The 19,925-nt window shown below is 57.4% G+C and carries 17 protein-coding genes, 1 tRNA gene and 1 pseudogene; 14 read left to right on the top strand and 5 right to left on the bottom strand.

Annotation, left to right across the window (positions count from 1 at the left end; all coding sequences use genetic code 11):
• Positions 1 to 129 precede the first annotated feature (129 nt).
• Both HMPREF2935_RS06475 and HMPREF2935_RS06470 read left to right on the top strand, forming a co-directional pair.
• A tRNA-Ala gene (locus HMPREF2935_RS06475) sits at positions 130 to 202 on the top strand.
• A 133-nt stretch (positions 203 to 335) separates the two neighbouring features.
• Entirely contained in the window at positions 336 to 1,058 is a 723-nt protein-coding gene (locus HMPREF2935_RS06470) for a fructosamine kinase family protein (protein ID WP_246817789.1), read from the top strand.
• Positions 1,059 to 1,085: 27 nt separating this feature from the next.
• Here HMPREF2935_RS06470 and nadE read toward each other — a convergent pair.
• Positions 1,086 to 1,909, bottom strand: a pseudogene (gene nadE / locus HMPREF2935_RS06465) (ammonia-dependent NAD(+) synthetase).
• Between nadE and HMPREF2935_RS06460 the strand changes: the two are divergent.
• The 5 genes from HMPREF2935_RS06460 (at position 1,908) to nrdE (ending at position 6,938) form a co-directional block, all read left to right on the top strand.
• Entirely contained in the window at positions 1,908 to 3,278 is a 1,371-nt protein-coding gene (locus tag HMPREF2935_RS06460; protein WP_061924432.1) for a sugar porter family MFS transporter, read from the top strand. The pseudogene nadE and the gene HMPREF2935_RS06460 sit on opposite strands and share 2 nt — an antisense overlap.
• Positions 3,279 to 3,404: 126 nt before the next feature.
• Positions 3,405 to 3,527 carry a type B 50S ribosomal protein L36 gene (ykgO, locus tag HMPREF2935_RS06455; RefSeq protein ID WP_003847162.1) on the top strand — a complete coding sequence of 41 codons (123 nt, stop codon included), beginning with the start codon at positions 3,405 to 3,407 and terminating at the stop codon, positions 3,525 to 3,527.
• A 443-nt stretch (positions 3,528 to 3,970) separates the two neighbouring features.
• Positions 3,971 to 4,210 (top strand): glutaredoxin-like protein NrdH, encoded by a 240-nt coding sequence (nrdH, locus tag HMPREF2935_RS06450; protein ID WP_061924430.1) that lies wholly within the window; start codon positions 3,971 to 3,973, stop codon positions 4,208 to 4,210.
• A 20-nt stretch (positions 4,211 to 4,230) separates the two neighbouring features.
• Positions 4,231 to 4,662 (top strand): class Ib ribonucleoside-diphosphate reductase assembly flavoprotein NrdI, encoded by a 432-nt coding sequence (gene nrdI, locus HMPREF2935_RS06445; protein ID WP_061924427.1) that lies wholly within the window; start codon positions 4,231 to 4,233, stop codon positions 4,660 to 4,662.
• 113 nt (positions 4,663 to 4,775) lie between these two features.
• Positions 4,776 to 6,938 carry a class 1b ribonucleoside-diphosphate reductase subunit alpha gene (gene nrdE, locus HMPREF2935_RS06440; RefSeq protein WP_070732445.1) on the top strand — a complete coding sequence of 721 codons (2,163 nt, stop codon included), beginning with the start codon at positions 4,776 to 4,778 and terminating at the stop codon, positions 6,936 to 6,938.
• 115 nt (positions 6,939 to 7,053) lie between these two features.
• Here the strand turns inward: nrdE and HMPREF2935_RS06435 are convergent, their stop codons facing one another.
• Positions 7,054 to 7,770 (bottom strand): FadR/GntR family transcriptional regulator, encoded by a 717-nt coding sequence (locus tag HMPREF2935_RS06435; protein WP_070732443.1) that lies wholly within the window; start codon positions 7,768 to 7,770, stop codon positions 7,054 to 7,056.
• 412 nt (positions 7,771 to 8,182) lie between these two features.
• Here HMPREF2935_RS06435 and nrdF point away from each other — a divergent pair, with 412 nt between their 5' ends.
• From nrdF to HMPREF2935_RS06415, 4 genes are all read left to right on the top strand, one after another.
• A complete protein-coding gene (nrdF, locus tag HMPREF2935_RS06430) occupies positions 8,183 to 9,172 on the top strand; it encodes a class 1b ribonucleoside-diphosphate reductase subunit beta (protein WP_061924418.1) in 990 nt (329 codons plus the stop codon).
• A gap of 411 nt (positions 9,173 to 9,583) precedes the next feature.
• The gene (gene ctaD / locus HMPREF2935_RS06425) at positions 9,584 to 11,278 is read left to right on the top strand and encodes an aa3-type cytochrome oxidase subunit I (protein ID WP_062043443.1); all 1,695 of its coding nucleotides are present in this window, start codon (positions 9,584 to 9,586) and stop codon (positions 11,276 to 11,278) included.
• 171 nt (positions 11,279 to 11,449) lie between these two features.
• On the top strand, positions 11,450 to 12,655 hold the full coding sequence (serB, locus tag HMPREF2935_RS06420) for a phosphoserine phosphatase SerB (RefSeq protein ID WP_062044472.1): 1,206 nt from the start codon (positions 11,450 to 11,452) through the stop codon (positions 12,653 to 12,655).
• 34 nt (positions 12,656 to 12,689) lie between these two features.
• Complete coding sequence (locus HMPREF2935_RS06415; protein WP_061924454.1) at positions 12,690 to 13,376, top strand: peptidyl-tRNA hydrolase; 687 nt, start codon at positions 12,690 to 12,692, stop codon at positions 13,374 to 13,376.
• Here HMPREF2935_RS06415 and HMPREF2935_RS06410 read toward each other — a convergent pair.
• The 3 genes from HMPREF2935_RS06410 to HMPREF2935_RS06400 form a co-directional block, all read right to left on the bottom strand.
• The gene (locus tag HMPREF2935_RS06410; RefSeq protein ID WP_371326234.1) at positions 13,345 to 15,327 is read right to left on the bottom strand and encodes an ATP-dependent DNA helicase; all 1,983 of its coding nucleotides are present in this window, start codon (positions 15,325 to 15,327) and stop codon (positions 13,345 to 13,347) included. The genes HMPREF2935_RS06415 and HMPREF2935_RS06410 overlap by 32 nt on opposite strands.
• Positions 15,328 to 15,472: 145 nt before the next feature.
• Positions 15,473 to 16,492 carry an HNH endonuclease signature motif containing protein gene (locus HMPREF2935_RS06405; protein WP_062043446.1) on the bottom strand — a complete coding sequence of 340 codons (1,020 nt, stop codon included), beginning with the start codon at positions 16,490 to 16,492 and terminating at the stop codon, positions 15,473 to 15,475.
• A 154-nt stretch (positions 16,493 to 16,646) separates the two neighbouring features.
• Positions 16,647 to 17,987 carry a nicotinate phosphoribosyltransferase gene (locus HMPREF2935_RS06400; protein WP_096336967.1) on the bottom strand — a complete coding sequence of 447 codons (1,341 nt, stop codon included), beginning with the start codon at positions 17,985 to 17,987 and terminating at the stop codon, positions 16,647 to 16,649.
• 101 nt (positions 17,988 to 18,088) lie between these two features.
• Here HMPREF2935_RS06400 and clpS point away from each other — a divergent pair, with 101 nt between their 5' ends.
• The 3 genes from clpS to HMPREF2935_RS06385 are packed head-to-tail and all read left to right on the top strand — an operon-like array spanning position 18,089 to position 19,917.
• The gene (clpS, locus tag HMPREF2935_RS06395; protein WP_179294324.1) at positions 18,089 to 18,427 is read left to right on the top strand and encodes an ATP-dependent Clp protease adapter ClpS; all 339 of its coding nucleotides are present in this window, start codon (positions 18,089 to 18,091) and stop codon (positions 18,425 to 18,427) included.
• A 14-nt stretch (positions 18,428 to 18,441) separates the two neighbouring features.
• The gene (locus tag HMPREF2935_RS06390) at positions 18,442 to 18,978 is read left to right on the top strand and encodes a DUF2017 domain-containing protein (RefSeq protein ID WP_062043452.1); all 537 of its coding nucleotides are present in this window, start codon (positions 18,442 to 18,444) and stop codon (positions 18,976 to 18,978) included.
• Positions 18,979 to 18,981: 3 nt separating this feature from the next.
• Positions 18,982 to 19,917 (top strand): P1 family peptidase, encoded by a 936-nt coding sequence (locus HMPREF2935_RS06385; protein ID WP_201054676.1) that lies wholly within the window; start codon positions 18,982 to 18,984, stop codon positions 19,915 to 19,917.
• The last annotated feature ends 8 nt before the right edge of the window (positions 19,918 to 19,925 follow it).

Below are 19,925 nucleotides of genomic sequence, written 5' to 3'. Positions count from 1 at the left end.
CTTCGCGAACCTCATGGGCAGCCGGTTATCGGCTGCCCATTTTTGTATTCCTGCAGGCGATTTGGTTCCGCTAAAAAGTTTCTGCTAACTTTATTTCAGTTGCTAGCGCGAGGTAATCGCGTTGGGAATGGGGCTATGGCGCAGCTGGTAGCGCATCACACTGGCAGTGTGGGGGTCACGGGTTCGAATCCCGTTAGCTCCACTTGATTCAAGGGTCGTCACTTTTGTGGCGGCCCTTTTTCTATTCCTTATTTAATGCGTTGTTTGTTTCTTAGCTCCTGCTAAGAGTACATGTCCGGGGTGGGGGCGTACGGTGGGGCGCCATGGAGACTTTTATGAAGCGAGTAGGCACTGCGGACGAAGCTGGCGCCGAGGTAGCGGGGTTGCGGTGGCTGGCGCAGGCACGGCCTGACGTTGTTGCTGAGGTGGCGGGAGTAGGAGCGCGCTTCATTAGCACCCGTCGCGTTGTGGAGTCGCGGCCCACGGCTAGTGCGGCGCAGGCTTTCGGGCGGGCGCTGCGGGAGGTGCACGCCTCTGGCGCGGATGCTTTCGGTGTGGCTCCGGAGGGGTGGACGGGCCGCAATTATATTGGCCGTGTTGAGCAGGAATGCCGGCCGGTCGAGCACTGGGGCGATTTTTATGTGCACCAGCGGGTGCTGCCCTTCGTGGAGGCTAATGGTGCGCTGGATGAGGGCTACCGGGACGTCGTCAAGCGCGCCTGCGATGCGGTGCTAAAGCGGCAGTGGGATGTGCGTCCCGCGCGCATCCATGGCGATTTGTGGGCCGGAAACGTGTTATTTACTGCCGATAGTGCGGTGATGATTGACCCGGCCGCCCACGGCGGTCACCCGCACACTGACCTGGCCATGCTTGAACTTTTTGGCGCGCCCTACCTGGACGATATCTACCGCGGCTACGGGCTATCGCCCGATGAAAAGCGTTGGTTCCCGCTCCATCAGCTTCATCCCCTTGCGGTACACGCGCTGACCCATGGCGTGGCCTATCATCGCGCGCTTGGCGACGCCGCGCATGCCACCCTGGAGCTTCTAGAAGGGTAGGCAGGCCGAGTTAAACCGAGTGCGCGTTTATAGGGAGTGCGGGCCCGGCGGCATGATGCGCTTGTGCGCGCCGCGATGCCAGAGCTCTTCGATACGGGTACGGGCAGAGTCCGGGACCTCTTTGCCCTCAAGGTAGTCATCGATATGAGCGTAACTTACCCCGAGAGCTTCCTCGTCGGGCAGCTGTGGGTGGTCTTCCTCTAAATCTGCCGTGGGGACTTTCTTCCACGTCGACTCCGGCGCGCCTAAGTGGCGCAGCAGCTGGGCACCCTGGCGCTTGTTGAGCCCTTCCAGCGGCACGAGATCGGCCGCACCATCGCCCCACTTGGTGAAGAAAGCCGCGAGGTTCTCAGCAGCGTGATCGGTGCCGATGACCAGCGCGCCGACCTCACCAGCGATGGCGTACTGTGCGGTCATGCGCAGACGGGCCTTGACGTTTCCGCGGTTGAAATCGCCTAAGCCCGGTTTGCCCAGGCTCTTCGCCACGGCGTCGTCAATGCCCTGCGTGGCCGGGCGATATCCACCGTCAGGCGATGATCCGGCTGGATGAAGTCGAGGGCAATCTGTGCGTCCTCTTCATCGACCTGGACGCCGTGCGGCAGGCGTACCGCCCAGAACTGCGCGCCTTCCACCTTCTCCACCGCCATTTGTGCCAAGCGGCCGGCGAGGGTGGAATCCTGCCCGCCTGAAATGCCCAGGACGAAACCTTTGGCGCCAGTGTTGCGCAGATAATCCGCTAGGAAGTTAACGCGCGATTCCACTTCTTGTTCTGGATCGATTAAGGGTTTAACACCCAGGGCTTTTATGATGCTTTCTTGCAGCGGAAGTCCAGTTTGCGACATGACGCCCATGGTAGCGGGCTGCAAGGATGAACGAGTGAAAAATAAAACCTATGTCAAAGTCGTCGCCGCAGTCGCCGCACTAGGTGGCCTCCTCTTTGGCTACGACACCGGCGTTATGTCCGGTGCGCTGCTATTCATCGGTCCCGAATTCGACATGAATGCCAACCAGGAGGGCTGGGTTACCTCCATGCTCTTAGTTGGCGCCGCCGTCGGCGCGCTCGTTGCCGGCCGCGTCGCGGATGCAATCGGCCGCCGCAAGACCCTGATTCTCGGTGGCGCAGTATTCGTCGCTGGTTCGGTGTGGTGTGCGCTTGCCGGTTCTGTTGTGGCACTAGCTGCCGCCCGCACCTTCCTGGGGGTTGCGGTAGGCGCAGTATCCATTGTTTCGCCGATGTATATCTCCGAGATTTCCCCAGCGCGTGCCCGCGGCCGCCTGGTTTCGCTGAATACCTTGATGATCGTCGTCGGTCAGTTGGTGGCCTATCTGGTCAACTCCGCGCTCGCCGGCACCGGCTCATGGCGGTGGATGCTAGGCCTTGCCGCCGTACCAGGTGCCATGCTCGCCGTGGGCATGATCTTCTTGCCCGATACACCGGCCTGGCTGCTAAAGAAGCATCGCATCGACGAGGCCTGGAAGCTTGCTGCACGGGTCGGTATCTCTGGAACCGAGCTCGGAACCGCTGGGGCGGCGGGAGCTTCCGGAGCCGCAAAACGCGGCGAATGGGCGCGCCTAAAGGAAGAACGCTGGCTGCAAGTGACCGTGCTGCTTGCCATGCTGATGGGGCTTACTCAGCAGATAACCGGCGTTAATGCCATCGTGTACTTTGCCCCGACCATGATGAGTCAGGTGGGTATTTCTACAGCGAACGCCGTGTATACCTCCATCCTCATCGGCACCGTCTCCGTAGTCGCCTGCTGGTTGGGTCTGAAAGTCGTCGACCGCATCGGGCGCAAGCGCCTGCTCAGCATCGGCCTGACCGGAAACGTCATTTCCTTGGTCGTTCTTTCCATCGCGTACCGCTTTGCCGAGGGCTCAACACCTATGGCGTTGTTGTCGCTGGCGTTTATGGCCCTTTTCATTGCTTTCCAGCAGGCCGCTGTATCGCCGACCACCTGGCTGCTCATCTCCGAGCTCGTTCCCCCTGAGGTCCGCGGCATCGGCATGGGTATCGCCGGGCTTTCCCTGTGGGTAACCAACTGGGCGGTCGCGCAGTTCTTCCTGCCAATGGTCGAGTGGTTGACTGGTCCCGTTGCCTTTATGATCTTTGCTTTCTTAGGCTTTGCGGCGATCGCTTATACCAAGCTGTTGGTGCCGGAGACGATGGGCCGTAGTCTGGAAGAAGTAGGCGATGAGATGCAGGAGCGCTACGCTAATTAATCAGTGTTTTGGTTATGGCGCGCGCGTGGGGTAAGATTTTTCCTCGTGTCATGGCCGTAACTTTGATGGCTGTGCTTTAAAAGTATTCAACCGCATGAAGTTTGCGCATAACGAAAGGAGCGCCCGATGAAGGTTCGTAAGTCTCTTCGGTCGCTGAAGAAGAAGCCGGGCGCCCAGGTTATTCGCCGCCACGGTAAGGTCTTCGTGATCAACAAGAAGGATCCGCGCTTCAAGGCTCGCCAGGGCTAGAAGCATCGGCTTTCTTGATTAGAAGCACCCGCCTAGGACTTCGGTTCTAGGCGGGTGCTTTTCTTTTGCGCTTGCCGACGTCGCCTTGGCTGCCCGATCTACATCTCCTGTTACGGGTGTTGTTTAAGCGATCGGCGGGTAAAGCATTGGTGACAATAGTGTTCTTTGTCACAACTTTAGGTTGCCGGCAGGTAAACCTGCAGGAGTCTCATCGATGTAATTTCATGGCCGTGCGTTGGGTAGGTCAACATGTGGGGCCTGGGTAGATAACATCCTGGGAATATCACGAATGTAACTACTATATATAGTATGGGTTGCAGCTTTTTGCCACAAAGTATAGTGTCGTTCGTGTCGTTCCGGTGGGCTGGATGAAGCGCTAAAAGCGCACCTAGTTAGGCCGGATAACCCTTAAAAACTTGAACTAGCGTCAAAGGACTTTCATCATGAGCATCACTCTCTACACCAAGCCAGCCTGCGTCCAGTGCAACGCTACTAAGAAGGCCCTCGACCGTGCTGGCCTTGAATACACCTCTGTAGACGTCACCCTTGATGATGATGCTCGTGACTACGTCATGGCACTGGGGTACGTGCAGGCGCCGGTCGTTGAGGCTAATGGTGAGCACTGGTCTGGCTTCCGCCCAGAGCGCATCAAGGAGCTGGCCGCTCTAAGCGCCACCGCTTAAACGGGGCAGGGCTTATAGCAATGTTGGTTGTGTATTTTTCCTCCGCAACGGAAAATACCCGCCGTTTCGTTGACAAGCTGGGCCTGCCAAGCGCCCGCATCCCACTGCGTAAGAATGATGAGCCGCTCATTGTGAATGAGCCTTATGTTCTTGTCTGCCCCACCTACGGGGGAGGGGCCTCTGTTAGCCGCGAGAACTCTCGCCCTGTTCCGGGGCAAGTCATTCGTTTTCTCAACAATGAGCACAACCGCGGCCTCATCCGCGCGGTTATCTCCGGCGGAAACAGTAACTTCGGCGCAGACTTTGGCAAGGCCGGAGACGTAATCTCCGCCAAGTGCAAGGTGCCCTACGTTTATCGCTTCGAGTTACTTGGTACCGATGAAGACGTTAAGATTTGCAGGGAAGGCCTGCTGGCGAACGCAACGGCCCTAGGGCTGGAAGCCGCTGCCTAAACTTATAAAAATAGGTAACTGTGCAATGCGCAGTTACCTTACATATTTTTCTAAACCGTTTCTCACCGCGGCGTAAGACATGCGCTGCCAAGCAAAGGAAGGCTCCAAAAGCCGTGACAACGCAATTGGGCAAGACCGTAGCCGAACCAGTGAAGCCAGAAGAACAGCTTGATTACCACGCTCTGAATGCCTTGCTGAACCTTTACGACGAAGAGGGCAAGATTCAGTTCGATAAGGACCACGAGGCTGCCAACCAGTTCTTCCTGCAGCATGTCAACCAGAACACGGTCTACTTCCACGACTTGGAAGAAAAGATGCGTTACCTGGTGGAAAACGAGTACTACGAGCCAGCTCTGCTCGAGCAGTACGACTTTGACTTCATCAAGTCCCTATTCAAGCGCGCTTATTCCTATAAATTCCGCTTCAAGTCCTTCTTGGGTGCGTACAAGTATTACACCTCTTATACGCTCAAGACTTTTGACGGCCGCCGTTACCTCGAGCGCTTCGAGGACCGCGTTTCTATGACAGCTCTGTTCTTGGCAGACGGTGACACCACCATCGCTGAGCACCTCGTCGACGAAATCATGACCGGCCGCTTCCAGCCGGCCACCCCGACCTTCCTCAACGCTGGCAAGGCGCAGCGCGGCGAGCTCGTTTCCTGCTTCCTCCTGCGTATCGAGGACAACATGGAGTCCATCGGCCGTTCCATTAACTCTGCGCTGCAGCTTTCCAAGCGCGGCGGCGGCGTGGCACTCTTACTGTCCAACATCCGCGAGGCCGGCGCTCCGATCAAGCACATCGAGAACCAGTCCTCCGGCGTTATCCCAGTCATGAAGCTGTTGGAGGATTCCTTCTCCTACGCAAACCAGTTGGGTGCGCGTCAGGGCGCAGGTGCCGTCTACCTCAACGCGCACCACCCAGACATCATGAACTTCCTCGACACCAAGCGTGAGAATGCTGACGAGAAGATTCGTATCAAGACTCTCTCCCTGGGTGTCGTCATCCCGGACATCACCTTCGAGCTGGCTAAGAAGAACGACGATATGTACCTGTTCTCGCCATACGACGTCGAGCGCGTCTACGGCAAGGCCTTCGGTGACATCTCCATTACCGAGCACTATGAAGAGATGGTCGAGGACCCACGCATCCGCAAGAAGAAGGTCAACGCCCGTCACTTCTTCCAGACCATCGCCGAGCTGCAGTTTGAATCCGGTTACCCGTACATCATGTTCGAGGACACCGTGAATAACGCGAACCCGGTCAAGACCGGTCGCATCAACATGTCCAACCTCTGCTCGGAGATCCTGCAGGTCAACTCTCCGTCCGTATTTGCCGACGATCTCAGCTACGAGACCATGGGCTCCGATATCTCCTGCAACCTTGGTTCGCTGAATATCGCCACCACCATGGATTCCCCAGACTTCGCTCTGACCGTCGAGACCGCCATCCGTGGTCTAACCGCAGTGGCTGATAAGACCGCTATCAACTCCGTACCTTCCGTTCGCAAAGGCAACGATGATTCCCACGCCATCGGCCTTGGCCAGATGAACCTCCACGGTTTCTTGGGCCGCGAGCACATCGAGTACGGCTCTGAGGAAGCACTGGACTTCACCAACGCCTACTTCGCCGCGGTCCTCTACGCTGCTTTGCGCGCTTCCAACAAGATTGCCCGCGAGCGCGGCGAATACTTCTCCGAGTTCCCGCAGTCTGAGTACGCCTCCGGCGAGTTCTTCGATCGTTATGACCCAGCCGAGTTTGCCCCACGCACTGCACGTGTGCAGGAACTTTTCGACGCCTCGTCTATCCACACCCCAACTGCGGAAGACTGGGCTGCGCTGAAGGCGGACGTCGCCAAGCATGGCCTCTACAACCGCAACCTACAAGCAGTGCCGCCGACAGGCTCTATTTCTTATATCAACAACTCGACCTCTTCGATTCACCCAATTGCGTCGAAGATCGAAATCCGTAAGGAAGGCAAGATCGGCCGCGTCTACTACCCGGCGCCGCACATGGACAACGACAATCTGGAGTACTTCAAGGACTCCTACGAGATCGGCTACGAAAAGATCATCGATACCTACGCTGCCGCCACCAAGTACGTGGATCAGGGCTTGTCCCTGACCTTGTTCTTCAAGGACACCGCCACCACCCGCGATATCAACAGGGCGCAGATTTACGCATGGCGCAAGGGCATCAAGACCTTGTACTACATCCGCCTTCGTCAGATGGCGCTTGAAGGAACCGAAGTCGAAGGCTGCGTTTCCTGCATGCTCTAACTGCAAAGAGCCCTCACCTTAACGGGTGAGGGCTCTACTTTTGTTCTTGTGTTTGTTTCGCTCTTTTCGCCTTGCTTGTTTGCTTCTTTCCCCTTGCTTGGCGCAAAGGAGCCTTTTAAGCCTTCGCTCCGGCGCTTGCGCGGGCCTCGTCCAGGATGGCCCGCGCGATATTCTCCGCATCGTCTGGGCGTTGCTCCGCGATTGCGCGCGCCAACTCTTGATGCAAGTGGGCGGTGCCGGCGATGGGGTTGCGCTTTTCCGAACCGAAAACTGACTTTCCTTTGAGCATTGAGAGTAGGGAAGGGGTAAGCGCCGCGAACATCTCGTTGCCCGAAGCGTGCAGCACCATACTGTGGAAGCGCAGATCCGTAGCTAGCTCTTCGCCAACTCGGCGGGAAGGCTTCATCTCCAACTCGTGGAGACGCTTTGCGGGCTCCAGGATTTCTTCTCTTTCCTCTTCCGTTGCTTCCGTGGCGGCCATCCTTGCGGCGATCGGTTCGATGGCAAGGCGGAGCTGGTTGAGAGAATTGAGCTGCTTTTTCTGGGAAGCCTCGCAAGCTAGGCGCCAGTCAATAATCGATTGATCGAATACTGACCACTCGCTCAACGGAAGAACCGTAATACCGACGCGCCGTGAGGAAGAAACCATGCCTAGCTGCTCCAGAGCGCGCATAGCCTCGCGGGCAACGGTGCGCGAAATGTCGAAACGCACGCAGATATCCCGCAAGGTGAAGCGCTGGCCGGTTTCAATGGTGCCGCTTACTATTTCTGCGCCGATTTCGTCCAGAACCGTATTGAGCAGGGGAGTAGGAGACTCGCTGGTGCTGGTCACCGTAGGGGATCCTCCTTTTGTGAGACCGCAGTTTGAGAGTGCACGAGGCAAAGCTGAAAGAGAATAATTTCCGGCATCCATAAGCCAGTCTTGAAACGTAAATACATCTTAAGCGATTGCCGAATCGATCGCTTTCAATGCGTGCAATAGTTTTTGAATTGCGTTCAACCTCTAAACTTTTGGGCTGCGCTCCAAAGTTGTATTTCCCGGCTTTTCTAAGGCCCAGATTAGGCAGCCTTTGATTCCGCCCTTGAGACCACGTTTAGGCCGCATTTGAGACCGCTGTTTAGACCGCTTTCTAAAGGTGCAGCGCTCATTGTTGGCCGGGCCTAGGGTGGTACGCTCGTCGGAGAAAGGTTAACCGCAGTTAGCCCAAGATGAATTCCGTTTAAGAAGAAAGTGGAGTCTGACCGTGTCGCACGAGTATGACGAGTACATCGCTAGTCACGCAGAGCCTGTGAAGGCGATTAACTGGAACACCGTTCCAGACGATAAAGATTCCGAGGTCTGGGACCGCCTTACCGGCAACTTCTGGTTGCCAGAGAAGGTGCCTGTTTCCAACGACTTGCAGTCTTGGAAGACCTTGACTGAGCACGAGCAGCAGACCACCATGCGTGTCTTCGCGGGTCTTACCCTCCTCGACACCATTCAGGGCACCGTTGGTGCTGTCTCTTTGCTGCCAGATGCAAAGACTCCGCACGAGGAAGCCGTCTACACCAACATCGCTTTCATGGAGTCGGTTCACGCGAAGTCCTACTCAAACATCTTTATGACGCTGGCTTCCACTCCGATGATCAACGATGCATTCCGTTGGTCTGAGGAAAACGAGAATCTTCAGCGCAAGGCAAAGATCGTCATGTCCTACTACAAGGGCGCCGATCCGCTGAAGAAGAAGGTCGCCTCCACTTTGCTTGAGTCCTTCCTCTTCTACTCCGGCTTCTATCTGCCGATGTACTTCTCTTCCCGCGCTAAGCTCACCAACACCGCGGACATCATCCGCCTGATCATTCGCGACGAAGCCGTTCACGGCTACTACATCGGCTATAAGTTCCAGAATGGCTACAACGAGCTTTCTGAAGCAGAGCAGGCAGAAATTAAGGAATACACTTTCGATCTTCTCTACGATCTCTACGACAACGAGATCGACTACACCGAGGATCTTTACGACGAGCTCGGCTGGACCGAAGACGTCAAGCGCTTCCTGCGATACAACGCCAACAAGGCGCTGAACAACCTCGGCTTCGAGGGGCTGTTCCCGGCGGACGAGACCCGCGTTTCTCCGGCCATCTTGTCTTCGCTGTCTCCGAACGCGGATGAGAACCATGACTTCTTCTCTGGCTCTGGTTCCTCTTATGTCATTGGTAAGGCAGAAGACACCACCGATGAGGACTGGGACTTCTAACTCGTTCCGCCAGCTCGGCTGCCACCTCCCTCTCTTGAGTCGCATAATTAACAGCGACTGTTGAGCGTTGGGAGTCACGCGCACTTCCAAGGATTAATCAATCTTCCGGTTGATTACCTTAGGGGGTGCGTTTCGTCGTTTTGACGCCAGGCAACCGCAAAATCCTGTGGCGAGAATCACGCAGAAGTGCAATGGTTTTGGGGCAGGTTTTCGGCCGGTGGCCGTCGCGCTGGGAATTTTCGAAAAATACTGCCTAAAAACGGGGTTAACTAGCTTCTATGGTCATTGGGGAAAGCTGGAAATTTCACAGCGAAGTCCCCTAATATAAGTCGAGTAAACCTAGGTGTTGTGGCGCTAAGGCTTATTTTTAGGCTTTGACGTGCATGGCACTTGTTCTTCAGGAGGAAATTAATGACCGCTGTGGCGCCAAGGCTCGACGATTACGTCGCGCCAACCCGTCCAGAGCCGACTGGCAATGCCAAGACCGGCTCTAAGGCTTGGGTAATGCTTACCACCACCGACCACAAGCAGCTAGGCATCATGTACTTGATCATGTCCTTCAGCTTCTTCTTCCTCGGTGGCTTCATGGCCCTGTTGATTCGTGCTGAGCTTTTCAGCCCGGGTCTGCAGTTCCTGTCCAACGAGCAGTTCAACCAGCTGTTCACCATGCACGGCACTGTGATGCTGCTGCTGTTCGCTACTCCCGTTGTGTGGGGTTTCGGTAACTACATCCTGCCGCTGCAGATTGGCGCGCCGGACGTTGCCTTCCCACGTCTGAACGCATTCGGCTTCTGGATCACCCTGACCGGCGGTATCGTAATGCTGCTTGGTTTTGCCACCCCAGGTGGTGCTGCTGACTTCGGTTGGACCATGTATGTCCCGCTGGCTGACTCTGTCCACACCCCAGGAATCGGTGCCGACATGTGGATTGTCGGTGTTGGCGCTACCGGTGTTGGCACCATTGCTTCCGCAGTCAACATGATCACCACCATCCTCACCCTGCGTGCGCCTGGCATGACCATGTTCCGCCTGCCGGTATTCACCTGGTGTATCTTCACCGCTTCCGTCATCGTTCTGATGATCTTCCCGCTGCTGACCTCTGCAGCACTGGGCATCCTGTATGACCGCAAGCTCGGCGGCCACATCTACGACTCCGCTAACGGCGGCGCCATCCTGTGGCAGCACCTCTTCTGGTTCTTCGGCCACCCTGAGGTTTACGTCCTGGCACTTCCGTTCTTCGGCGTTATCTCCGAGGTCGTTCCGGTCTTCTCCCGTAAGCCAGTCTTTGGCTACATCGGCCTGGTGTTCGCGGTTCTGGCCATCGGCTCCCTGTCCATGGCTGTGTGGGCGCACCACATGTTCGTTACCGGCGCTATCCTGCTGCCGTTCTTCTCCTTCATGACCTTCCTCATCGCGGTTCCGACCGGCGTTAAGTTCTTCAACTGGGTAGGCACCATGTGGAAGGGCCACATCACCTGGGATACCCCGATGATCTTCGCTATGGGCTTCATGTCCACCTTCCTCTTCGGCGGTATGACCGGCGTTATGCTCGCTTCCCCGGCACTGGACTTCCACCTTGCTGAGTCCTACTTCCTGATTGCGCACTTCCACTACACCCTGTTCGGTACGGTTGTGTTCTCCGCGTTCGCAGGTCTGTACTTCTGGTTCCCGAAGATGACCGGCCGCATGCTCGACGAGCGCCTCGGCAAGATTCACTTCTGGCTGACCTTCATCGGCTTCCACGGCACCTTCCTTGTCCAGCACTGGGTGGGCAACATGGGTATGCCACGTCGCTACGCTGACTACCTCGAGTCTGATGGCTTCACCGTCTACAACCAGATCTCCACGATCTTCTCCTTTGTCCTCGGTGCTTCCGTTATCCCGCTGGTTTGGAACGTCTTCAAGTCCTGGCGCTACGGCGAGATCGTTACCGTTGATGACCCTTGGGGCTACGGTAACTCCCTCGAGTGGGCTACCTCCTGCCCGCCGCCGCGCCACAACTTCGTTTCCCTGCCGCGTATCCGCTCTGAGCGTCCGGCCTTCGAGCTGCACTACCCGCACATGGTTAAGCGCATGCGCGAGGAAGCGCACGTCGGCCACCACTAGAGCTTTTAGCACTGACTGTTAAGCACTAGAGCTAGCCGCTTTACTCCTGACAACCGCCTCCCCAACTGCACTTGCAACGGGGGAGGCGGTTTTGTGCGTTCAAGGCACTATCCAAGTCGAATGCTTGGCGATTACTCCCATTTCCATCGATTCGCGTGGGATACTAACCGAGTGGATTATCAAGCTGACAACGTAAAGGTTCCCGCGTGTGATACCTTCGCGGTGATTACGACTTCCGGCCCCGATAAGCCTGGCGTATCGGCGGCATTCTTCCGAGTGCTCTCTTCGCATAGCGCGGAGCTTGTCGATGTCGAGCAAGCCATCTTTTCGGGCCGCATCTCGCTTTCGGCCTATGTCCGTGTTGCTGGCGAAAGATTGCCGCAACTGGAACATGGTCTGCGCAATACGTTGAGTATCTATAACCAACAGGTGACTCTGTCTGTAGAAGAGGCAGAGTCCGGCTCCCGCCCGCGCTCGACTCACTCGGTGGTGATTCTGGGGGAGCAGTTATCAGCCCAGACTATGTCATCACTTGCTCAGTGCCTGGCAAACTTCGATGCGAATATCGATCGCATTCGCGGGTTGTCGACTTCCCCGCTTTTAGGATTCGAACTATTCATTAGCTTGGAAGGCTCTGCCGATCCAGTCCGTGCAGCTTTGGCGCAGTTGTCGAATGAGCTTGGCGTTGACATCGCGATCGAGAGAGCGGGCCTGCAGCGTAGGGCAAAGCGCCTCGTGTGCTTCGATTGCGATTCCACTCTTATCACAGGAGAGGTCATCGAAATGTTGGCCGCTCACGCAGGCAAAGAAGCAGAAGTCGCTGCAGTAACCGAAAGGGCAATGCGGGGCGAGCTCGATTTTGAGCAGTCTCTTCGTGAGCGTGTAGCTACTTTGGCTGGCTTGGACGTGGCAGTAGTCGACGAAGTTGCTCAGCAGTTGGAGCTTACCCCAGGAGCGCGGACAACCGTGCGAACCCTAAAGCGGATGGGGTATCGCACTGCTGTAGTCTCCGGCGGATTTATCCAAGTGCTGGAAAGCCTTGCCAAGGAACTGGAGCTTGACTATGTGCGCGCTAATACCCTGGAGATCGTCGACGGAAAGCTCACCGGCCGTGTTATCGGCAAGGTCGTCGACCGAAAGGCGAAGGAAGAATTCCTTCGCGAGTTCGCCGCGGACTCGGGTCTCCTGATGAGCCAAACAGTCGCAGTTGGGGATGGCGCCAATGACATCGATATGATCACTGCTGCGGGCCTCGGAATCGCGTTCAATGCGAAACCTGCGCTTAAAGAAGTCGCTGATGCTTCCGTCAATCATCCGTATATGGACGAAGTTCTCCAGATTCTTGGGGTGCCCGCAGAGGAGATTGCAATTGACTAGCTTTGATGTTGCACATGCACGTCTGGTGAGCGCCATGGACTCGCGCAACTGGCGTGACGACCCAGAAGATCCTGCAAAGCCAGAAACCGTTCAAGCAATGCAGATTGCGTTGCATATCCCAAAGCAGCCCGTTCCGAGCCGAACTGAGGTCCTTGAGGCCGCAGCCCAGGCAGTCGTGGCGGTATGCCTCGACGAGCGAGCAGGCGAGGATGGTGCTTTCGCCGAAGCGCTCGCGCAGTGGTATGGACACCGCATTCGCAAGGTCGCACGCCGTGCGCGGAACAAAGCATGGAGCGATGTCCAACAGCTACCTGGCGTAACCGTTAGCGATCGTGCTCGTGCTTTTGTGCCTTCTGCGGTCGCTGATGTTGAACCGGCCATTCGGAAACTACAAATCGGTCACACCGACTTAGAGCGGGACGAACCAGGCCCAGCAGCACCGGATACGCCGGCTATTTACGTCGATGGTTCGCTAGGAATGTCGGCCGGTAAAGCAGCGGCCCAGGTGGGGCATGGGTCGATGATGCTTGCGGCGGCAATGAGCCTCGACGAGGCGCGGGCGTGGGCTGAGCGCGACTTCGCGCTTTCAGTACGCGAGGTAAGCCACGCCGACTTCCAAGAAGCCTGCGCGCGACCTGAAGCCGTCATCATCCGCGACGCCGGCTTTACCGAGGTCGCCCCTGACTCTGCTACTGTGTGTGCGCTGCCACGAGCCGTTTAAGCGCTGCCTTTACCGTCTCGGAATCGGTTGTTGTCCAAAAACGCGGCATGGATGCTTTCAGGAATCCGCCGTAGCGTTTGGTTTCGAGGCGGCTATCCAAGACTGCGACGACACCGCGGTCATTGATCGAGCGCAATAACCGTCCAGCTCCCTGTGCCATGAGCAGTGCCGCATGAGTTGCAGATACCTCCATGAACCCACTGCGCCCTGCTGCCTGCGCGGCCTCGGTACGCGCTTGCATGAGGGGATTATCGGGGCGGGGGAAGGGGATGCGGTCAATCAGCACGAGTGAGCAGGAAGGCCCCGGCACGTCGACGCCCTGCCAGAGCGTGAGCGTACCGAAGAGGCAAGAGTTTTCGTTCTTACTGAATTTGTCGACAAGCGCTCCAATCGAGTCTTCGCCTTGGACATAAATATCAAAAGGCAGCTTCGCTTTGAGCTCCTGCGCTGCCTGTTCAGCAGCGCGCCGCGAGGAGAATAACCCGAGGGTCCGGCCGCCTGCGGCCATGATGAGCTCACGCATTTCCTCGAGTGTCTCTGTAGCGAGCCCATCGCGGCCTGGCTGTGGCAAGTGCTTGGCTACGTAAAGGATTCCCTTCTCGGCGGGGTTAAAAGGAGTGCCCGCATCGAGGGAGTCCCACGTTCCTTTCGGCATGCCCCATTGCGCGGCCATAGCATCGAAGCGGCCACCGAGCGCAAGGGTTGCCGAGGTAAGCACAACAGTCTGTTCGCCGAAGAGTTTCTCGTGGAGCATGCCAGCGATGGACAAGGGAGCGACAGCCAACGTATCGATCATCGAACGCTCATCGCGCTCTACCCACACCACGTCTTCCTGCGCGGAAGGATCACCAGTGGCGAAGACATCCAGAATACGGGCAACTGCCTCGGACATAGTGACCAAGTGATTGGCCAAGTTCTGGCGTTCGGCGAAGGTTTCTGGATCGTTTGTCTGCTCACCTTCAGGCGCGCGAGCGATGGCTTCCTTGCAATCGCGTAGAGTATCGCCCAGCGCGGTCAGCTGTTGCTTGGCATTGTCCGGCATATCGATCCAGCGGCCGGGCGGAAACTCGCCTAGAAGCATCACGAATTCATCGGCCATCTGCGAAAGCCTCTGGTCTTTGCCTTGCGCGCCAAGAGACTTAGCACGGTTAGCCGCCATCTTGATTGCACGACCGGTGATTTCCGCAGTAGACACCGAGGTGATACGCCCATCGAGTTCGTGGGCCTCATCGATGATTACAACTTCGTGCTCGGGGAGAATATTGATATCCGATACCGCATCGATGGCAAGCAGGGCGTGGTTCGTCACCACGATGTTGACATCCGCTGCTTTTCGACGCGCCGCCTCAGCAAAGCAGTCCTCACCGTGCGGGCAACGCGATGCGCCGAGGCATTCGGCAGAAGTGACAGAAACTTGGCGCCAAGCTAAGTCGGGGACGCCAGGATCAAGGTCGTCGCGGTCACCCGATTCGGTCTCATCCGCCCACTCATAGATGCGCTGAATATGCCGGCCCATTCGGGAGACTTCTTGTTCTTCCATCAGGGCATCTTCCGCCGCCAATTCCTCGGCTCGCGCCACCTTGTTCATGCAGAGGTAGTTGGAACGGCCCTTCATGATTGCGAATGTGGGCTTAACTTCCATTACCGCTTCCAGAGCGTCGACCAATCGCGGAAGGTCACGCTCAACAAGCTGACGCTGCAGCGCCAAGGTAGCAGTTGAGACGATGACGGTGTGCCCGGAGTTCTGTGCATGCCTGATCGCCGGAACCAGATAAGCCAGCGACTTGCCCGTACCGGTGCCAGCCTGCACCGCAAGATGGCGCTCTGACTCGAGCGCGCGCGTGACTGCATTTGCCATCTTCATCTGGCCATCACGCCGCGCGCCGCCGAGCGCTTCGACGGCAGTATCGAGGAGCAGTTCCGTGGTTTGATTCAAAGGCTGGTTGCTCACTCGACACAGTCTAGCTACTTGCCACACTAAGTAAGAACCCAGAGGCTTAGCCAACCGCAGCAATGCCGGAGCAATGCTGAAGGCATGCCGAATTGGCCTTTCGAGCTGTCCTTGAAAGGCTAGGGCTAATCTTGAAAGGCTAGGGCTAATCAACTCGGCACGCGATGGGGTCAGCGAAAGGCGGGATGAACATGACGCCTTGTTTAGTTCGCCGATAGGTAGCATGTTCTGCTTTCAGGCCGTTGTGGTAACGACACAATGGCAATAGGTTTCCGGCATTTGTTTCGCCTCCCGACTTCCAAGGGGTGATGTGGTCAACCTGGCAGTCTGTGCCGGGAATCGTACATCCGGGATGCGCGCATTGTGGAAATGTCGAAAGCGCCATGTCCCTTTGTTTCGCATTGGCAAAACGCTGCATACGATACTGATTAACTGGCCCGTGCCGCGGATGAACGAGGGTTGCAAGTCCCTGCTGGGCTAAGCGTTCAGTGACAAAATCGGCGCCGTTGCGCACCGTACCGTCGGTTGCTCGTAGCTGTATTTCTTCCCCAGCGCCTTGTGCGATTTGGGTGAGTTCGTCGAGCGTAATGATGACGTTGGCTACACGCGCTGGGGCAGGAGCGACGTCGCTAAGCGAGGCCTCACCCCGCCCTAATTTTTCGAAGCCTCTTAGGATTGCCGACTCACTAGGGGTAACGGAATCGCTAAGGCCGGTGATCCGCTGGAGAGCATCCTTCAGCCAAGGTTTGTCGGTGGTAATGGCCAGCCGCATCCATCCGTTCGCGCCGTGGGAAAAGCTGGCGCGTGGTTTCCGCGGTGGCTTCTTGATGAGTTTGCGGGCGGTGGCGTCGATAAGGTGCTCCGGTGTGGCACAAAGGCGAGCGCGTATCTGCCAGGAGTTGCGTACCTTCGCTAGTTTTCCCTCGATCTTCTCTAGAACGCGCAGGCTATGGCCTTGGGACTGAGCATTTGCGCGGGCTGCGGCCTGGAGGCGTGTGGCATGAGTCTTTCCGTAATAAACCTCGGCGAGGCGCACGGCCATGGTTGCATCGACACGGCTTACACCCATGCGCGTGAGAGCGCGGACGTCTAGACCAGCGATGGGCTCTAGGCTGGTGACGTCGAGCCGCAACGCTGCGATAAGCGGTGGGTGCGTGGTTGTCATAGCCCTGACAGTAGGGGCTGCCAAGAAGACAAAACAAGAGGCAATTTTCTGCCTGTGGATAACTCTCGGCCGGTCTAGTCTGGTGCCTAGCAGCCCGGTCAGCTTCGTTTATTCGTCAACAAAGTTATCCACAGCTGTGGCTTTGCCAGCGGAGTTACGAGTGCTCAGGAAATCCCACCAGGCGGGTCGGAACTGCCGGCTCATCGCGAGTAAGCGCAAGGCCTTCCCACGGCAGGGTGGTAATCGCTTGGGCACGATATTCGCGGGCCTGGTGCAGGTTGGGCAGTCCCTCGACAATCTCTCCGTCACGCATTAGCGGGACTGTCATCTCGCGGGTGGAAAGAGTGCCAGTGTCAGGATCCGCGGCGTCGAAAGGCAGCACAATCTCCTCGACCGCGACACCTGTGGAGCGGTAGGTGCGCAAAGCACGCTTGGCGCCGCCTTGCGATTGCTTCGAAGAAGAACGCTTTGCCACCGGATGGCCCTCTACCTCAACGACCTTGTAGACCATGCCGGCAGTTGGCGCGCCGGAGCCGGTAACGACGGAGGTACCCACGCCGTAGACGTCAACCGGATCGCCACGTAGGCCCGCGATGGCGAACTCGTCGAGGTCGGAGGAGACCACAATCTTGGTGTTGTGGTTGCCTAGGTCGTCGAGTTGTTTGCGCACGCGGCGGGTAACTGGGCCGAGATCACCGGAATCGATACGTACTCCGCCCAACTGCGGACCAGCTACCTTCACTGCGGTTTCGACACCCTTGGTGATGTCATAGGTATCGACCAAGAGGGTGGTATCGACTCCGAGCGTTTCAATCTGGGAGCGAAACGCTGCTTCCTCATTGTGTGAGCCATCCTCGTTGACGTGCGCTAGCGTCCAAGCGTGGGCAGCGGTGCCAGAGACGGGTATGTCGTAGCGGTATCCGGCCTCCAGATTCGAGGTGGCGTTGAAGCCCGCCAGGTAGGCGGCTCGGGCAGCGGTGACTGCGGCATATTCGTGGGTGCGGCGGGAGCCCATTTCAATGATGGGGCGCCCATCTGCAGCGGTAACCATTCGCGAGGCTGCCGACGCCACTGCCGAGTCGGAGTTCATGATCGACAGGATGACGGTCTCTAGGATTAGGCACTCGCCGAAGGTGCCCCGAACGGTAAGCAGGGGAGTGTTAGGGAAATAAATCTCGCCCTCGCGGTAGCCGTCGATGTGACCGGAAAAGCGGTAGTTGCGCAGGTACTCTTTGGTCTGCTCATCGAGAAAGTCCATCTGCGCCAGCTGCTGGGCGGTGAACTGGAAATCTCGAACCGCACGCAGCACGCGCTCAGTGCCGGCGACCACGCCATAACGCCGCTCATTGGGTAGACGGCGGGCAAAAACTTCGCAGGTCACCTGGCGGTGCGCGGAACCGTCTTTGAGCGCTGCTTGGAGCATGGTCAGCTCGTACTTATCGGTCAGCAGCGCTGTGGAGCGGTCAGGGTCGGAGGGAAAAGTATGTTCGGCGATGTTAGTCACATCGGAAATGGTACCTAGCGGCCAACTTCTTAGCAGCGATTACTCCTTTAATCTTTTAATGCATGTGTAGAAATTTCGATAGGGTAGAAGGCATGAATGCGCACTTTGCTCTACCTGGTGGTTCTGTCCGCCTGGGGTCGCCCATGGCCACTCCGGAATTAGATGAGGCCATCGAGGTCGCTATTGCAACCAGCGAAAACCTCCCTTGGATGTGCATCGTTTGGGACGACCCAGTCAATTTGATGAGCTACGTTTCCTACGTCTTCCAGACGGTTTTAGGCTACGACAAAAAGCGCGCAAACGAGCTGATGATGCAGGTCCATACTGAAGGCAAGGCTGCGGTATCGACGGGCGAGCGCGACAAAGTCGAGGCAGACGTAAAGAAGCTGCAGATTGCTGGTCTGTGGGCCACGATGCAGCAGGCAGGCTAGGAAGGCACAGGCAGATGCAAGCTTGGAAAAAGAAGAAGTCGCTGATGCGCGCGGCGCGTTACACCACCATTTTGGAGCCGATGGAGCGCGAGGTTTTAGGTGACCTCACCTCTACTGTCTCTGAGGCGATTATTGCCCGTGCTCAGTCTGCCCCGCAGGATGAGCTTGCGCAGATGCTGGATATGCCAACTGGGCATACGGAAGCGCCGGAAGACCCTTCCTTGGCTCGTCTTTTCCCTGACTTTGAGAAGCCGGGGGATGAGGAATACGAAGGCGATAACTCTCTTCTGCGTTCTTTGCATGAAAATGACATTGCGCGCGCAAAGCTGAAGAACCTGCAGGTTATTAACACCGCGTTGGGGCCGACGGGCGGCGTGGAGGTCACTATCAGCGAGGAAGAAGCGCATGCCTTCCTTACGGGTTTGAACGATCTGCGTTTGTTTGTGGCTGCAGGCGATGTCCCGGAGGAATCGATGAGCGAGGACCGCGACATGCTCGTGGAATGGTTGGCTTATTGCCAGGATTCCCTGCTGCAGGTGTTGATGGACTAGATCATGGCGCTTATCTCCATTGGCCATGTCAGCAGGCATGACACTGGCGTCACGGTTTTATTTTGCGGCGCCGAAGGTGCGCTCGCGAGCGTCGACGTTCGTGGCGGCGGCCCAGGCACGCGGGAGACGGATCTCCTCGAGCCACACAACACCGTTGAGCGCGTGCATGCCATCACTTTGGCTGGCGGTTCTGCTTTTGGGCTCGCGGCTGCCGACGGCGTGATGAACGAGCTAGCTTCCCAAGGCATCGGTTTCCCGGTGCTGGGTGAGGACAAGCCTGGTCCGCGTGTGCCGATTGTGCCGGCGGCGGTGATTTTCGATCTCCTTGTTGGCGATGAGCGCCCCACAGCAGCTGATGGTGCAGAGGCGGTGCGGCGCGCTATTGCGGAACATGATGATTCGACGGGCAGCGTAGGCGCTGGTGTGGGCGCTACTGCTGGCAAGCTCCGCGGCGGTTTGGGCTTGACGGAGAAGCAGGTGCGCACGCCGATGGGGCAGTTTACGGTTGGCGCCCTGGTGGTAGCGAACCCAGTGGGCAACGTTGTGGACGCAGAGACTGGGCGCCTGTTTGGTGCACCGCATGCCGCGCCTATCGACGTCGCGCGTTTCGGCCAGCTGCAACACCCCGCGGAGTCCAAGCTCAATACCACGATTGGAGCAGTGTTTTGCGACGCCCCGGTGACCAAGGCACAAGCCAAGCGCTTGGCCATGGTGGGCCATGACGGTATCGCTCGGGCAGTGCGTCCGGCGCATTCGCCGTTGGACGGGGACACGCTTTTCGCGCTGTCGACTGCCACAGAAAACGGTGGGGTTGATATCGCGACGCAAGCGGCGCTGTGCGATGCTGCGGCGGGGGTTGTCGAACAAGCGATAGTCGAGGCAATCGTGAAAGCGGACCCTGGCCTGGGCTTAGAGGCCTATAGCTCCATGCTGGACTAAAGTTATTG

The organism is Corynebacterium sp. HMSC076D02 (genome assembly GCF_001813815.1).
Classification (GTDB): domain Bacteria; phylum Actinomycetota; class Actinomycetes; order Mycobacteriales; family Mycobacteriaceae; genus Corynebacterium; species Corynebacterium simulans.
Note: the sequence above shows the minus strand (reverse complement) of the source record. Positions and strands in the feature narration are given on the sequence as shown.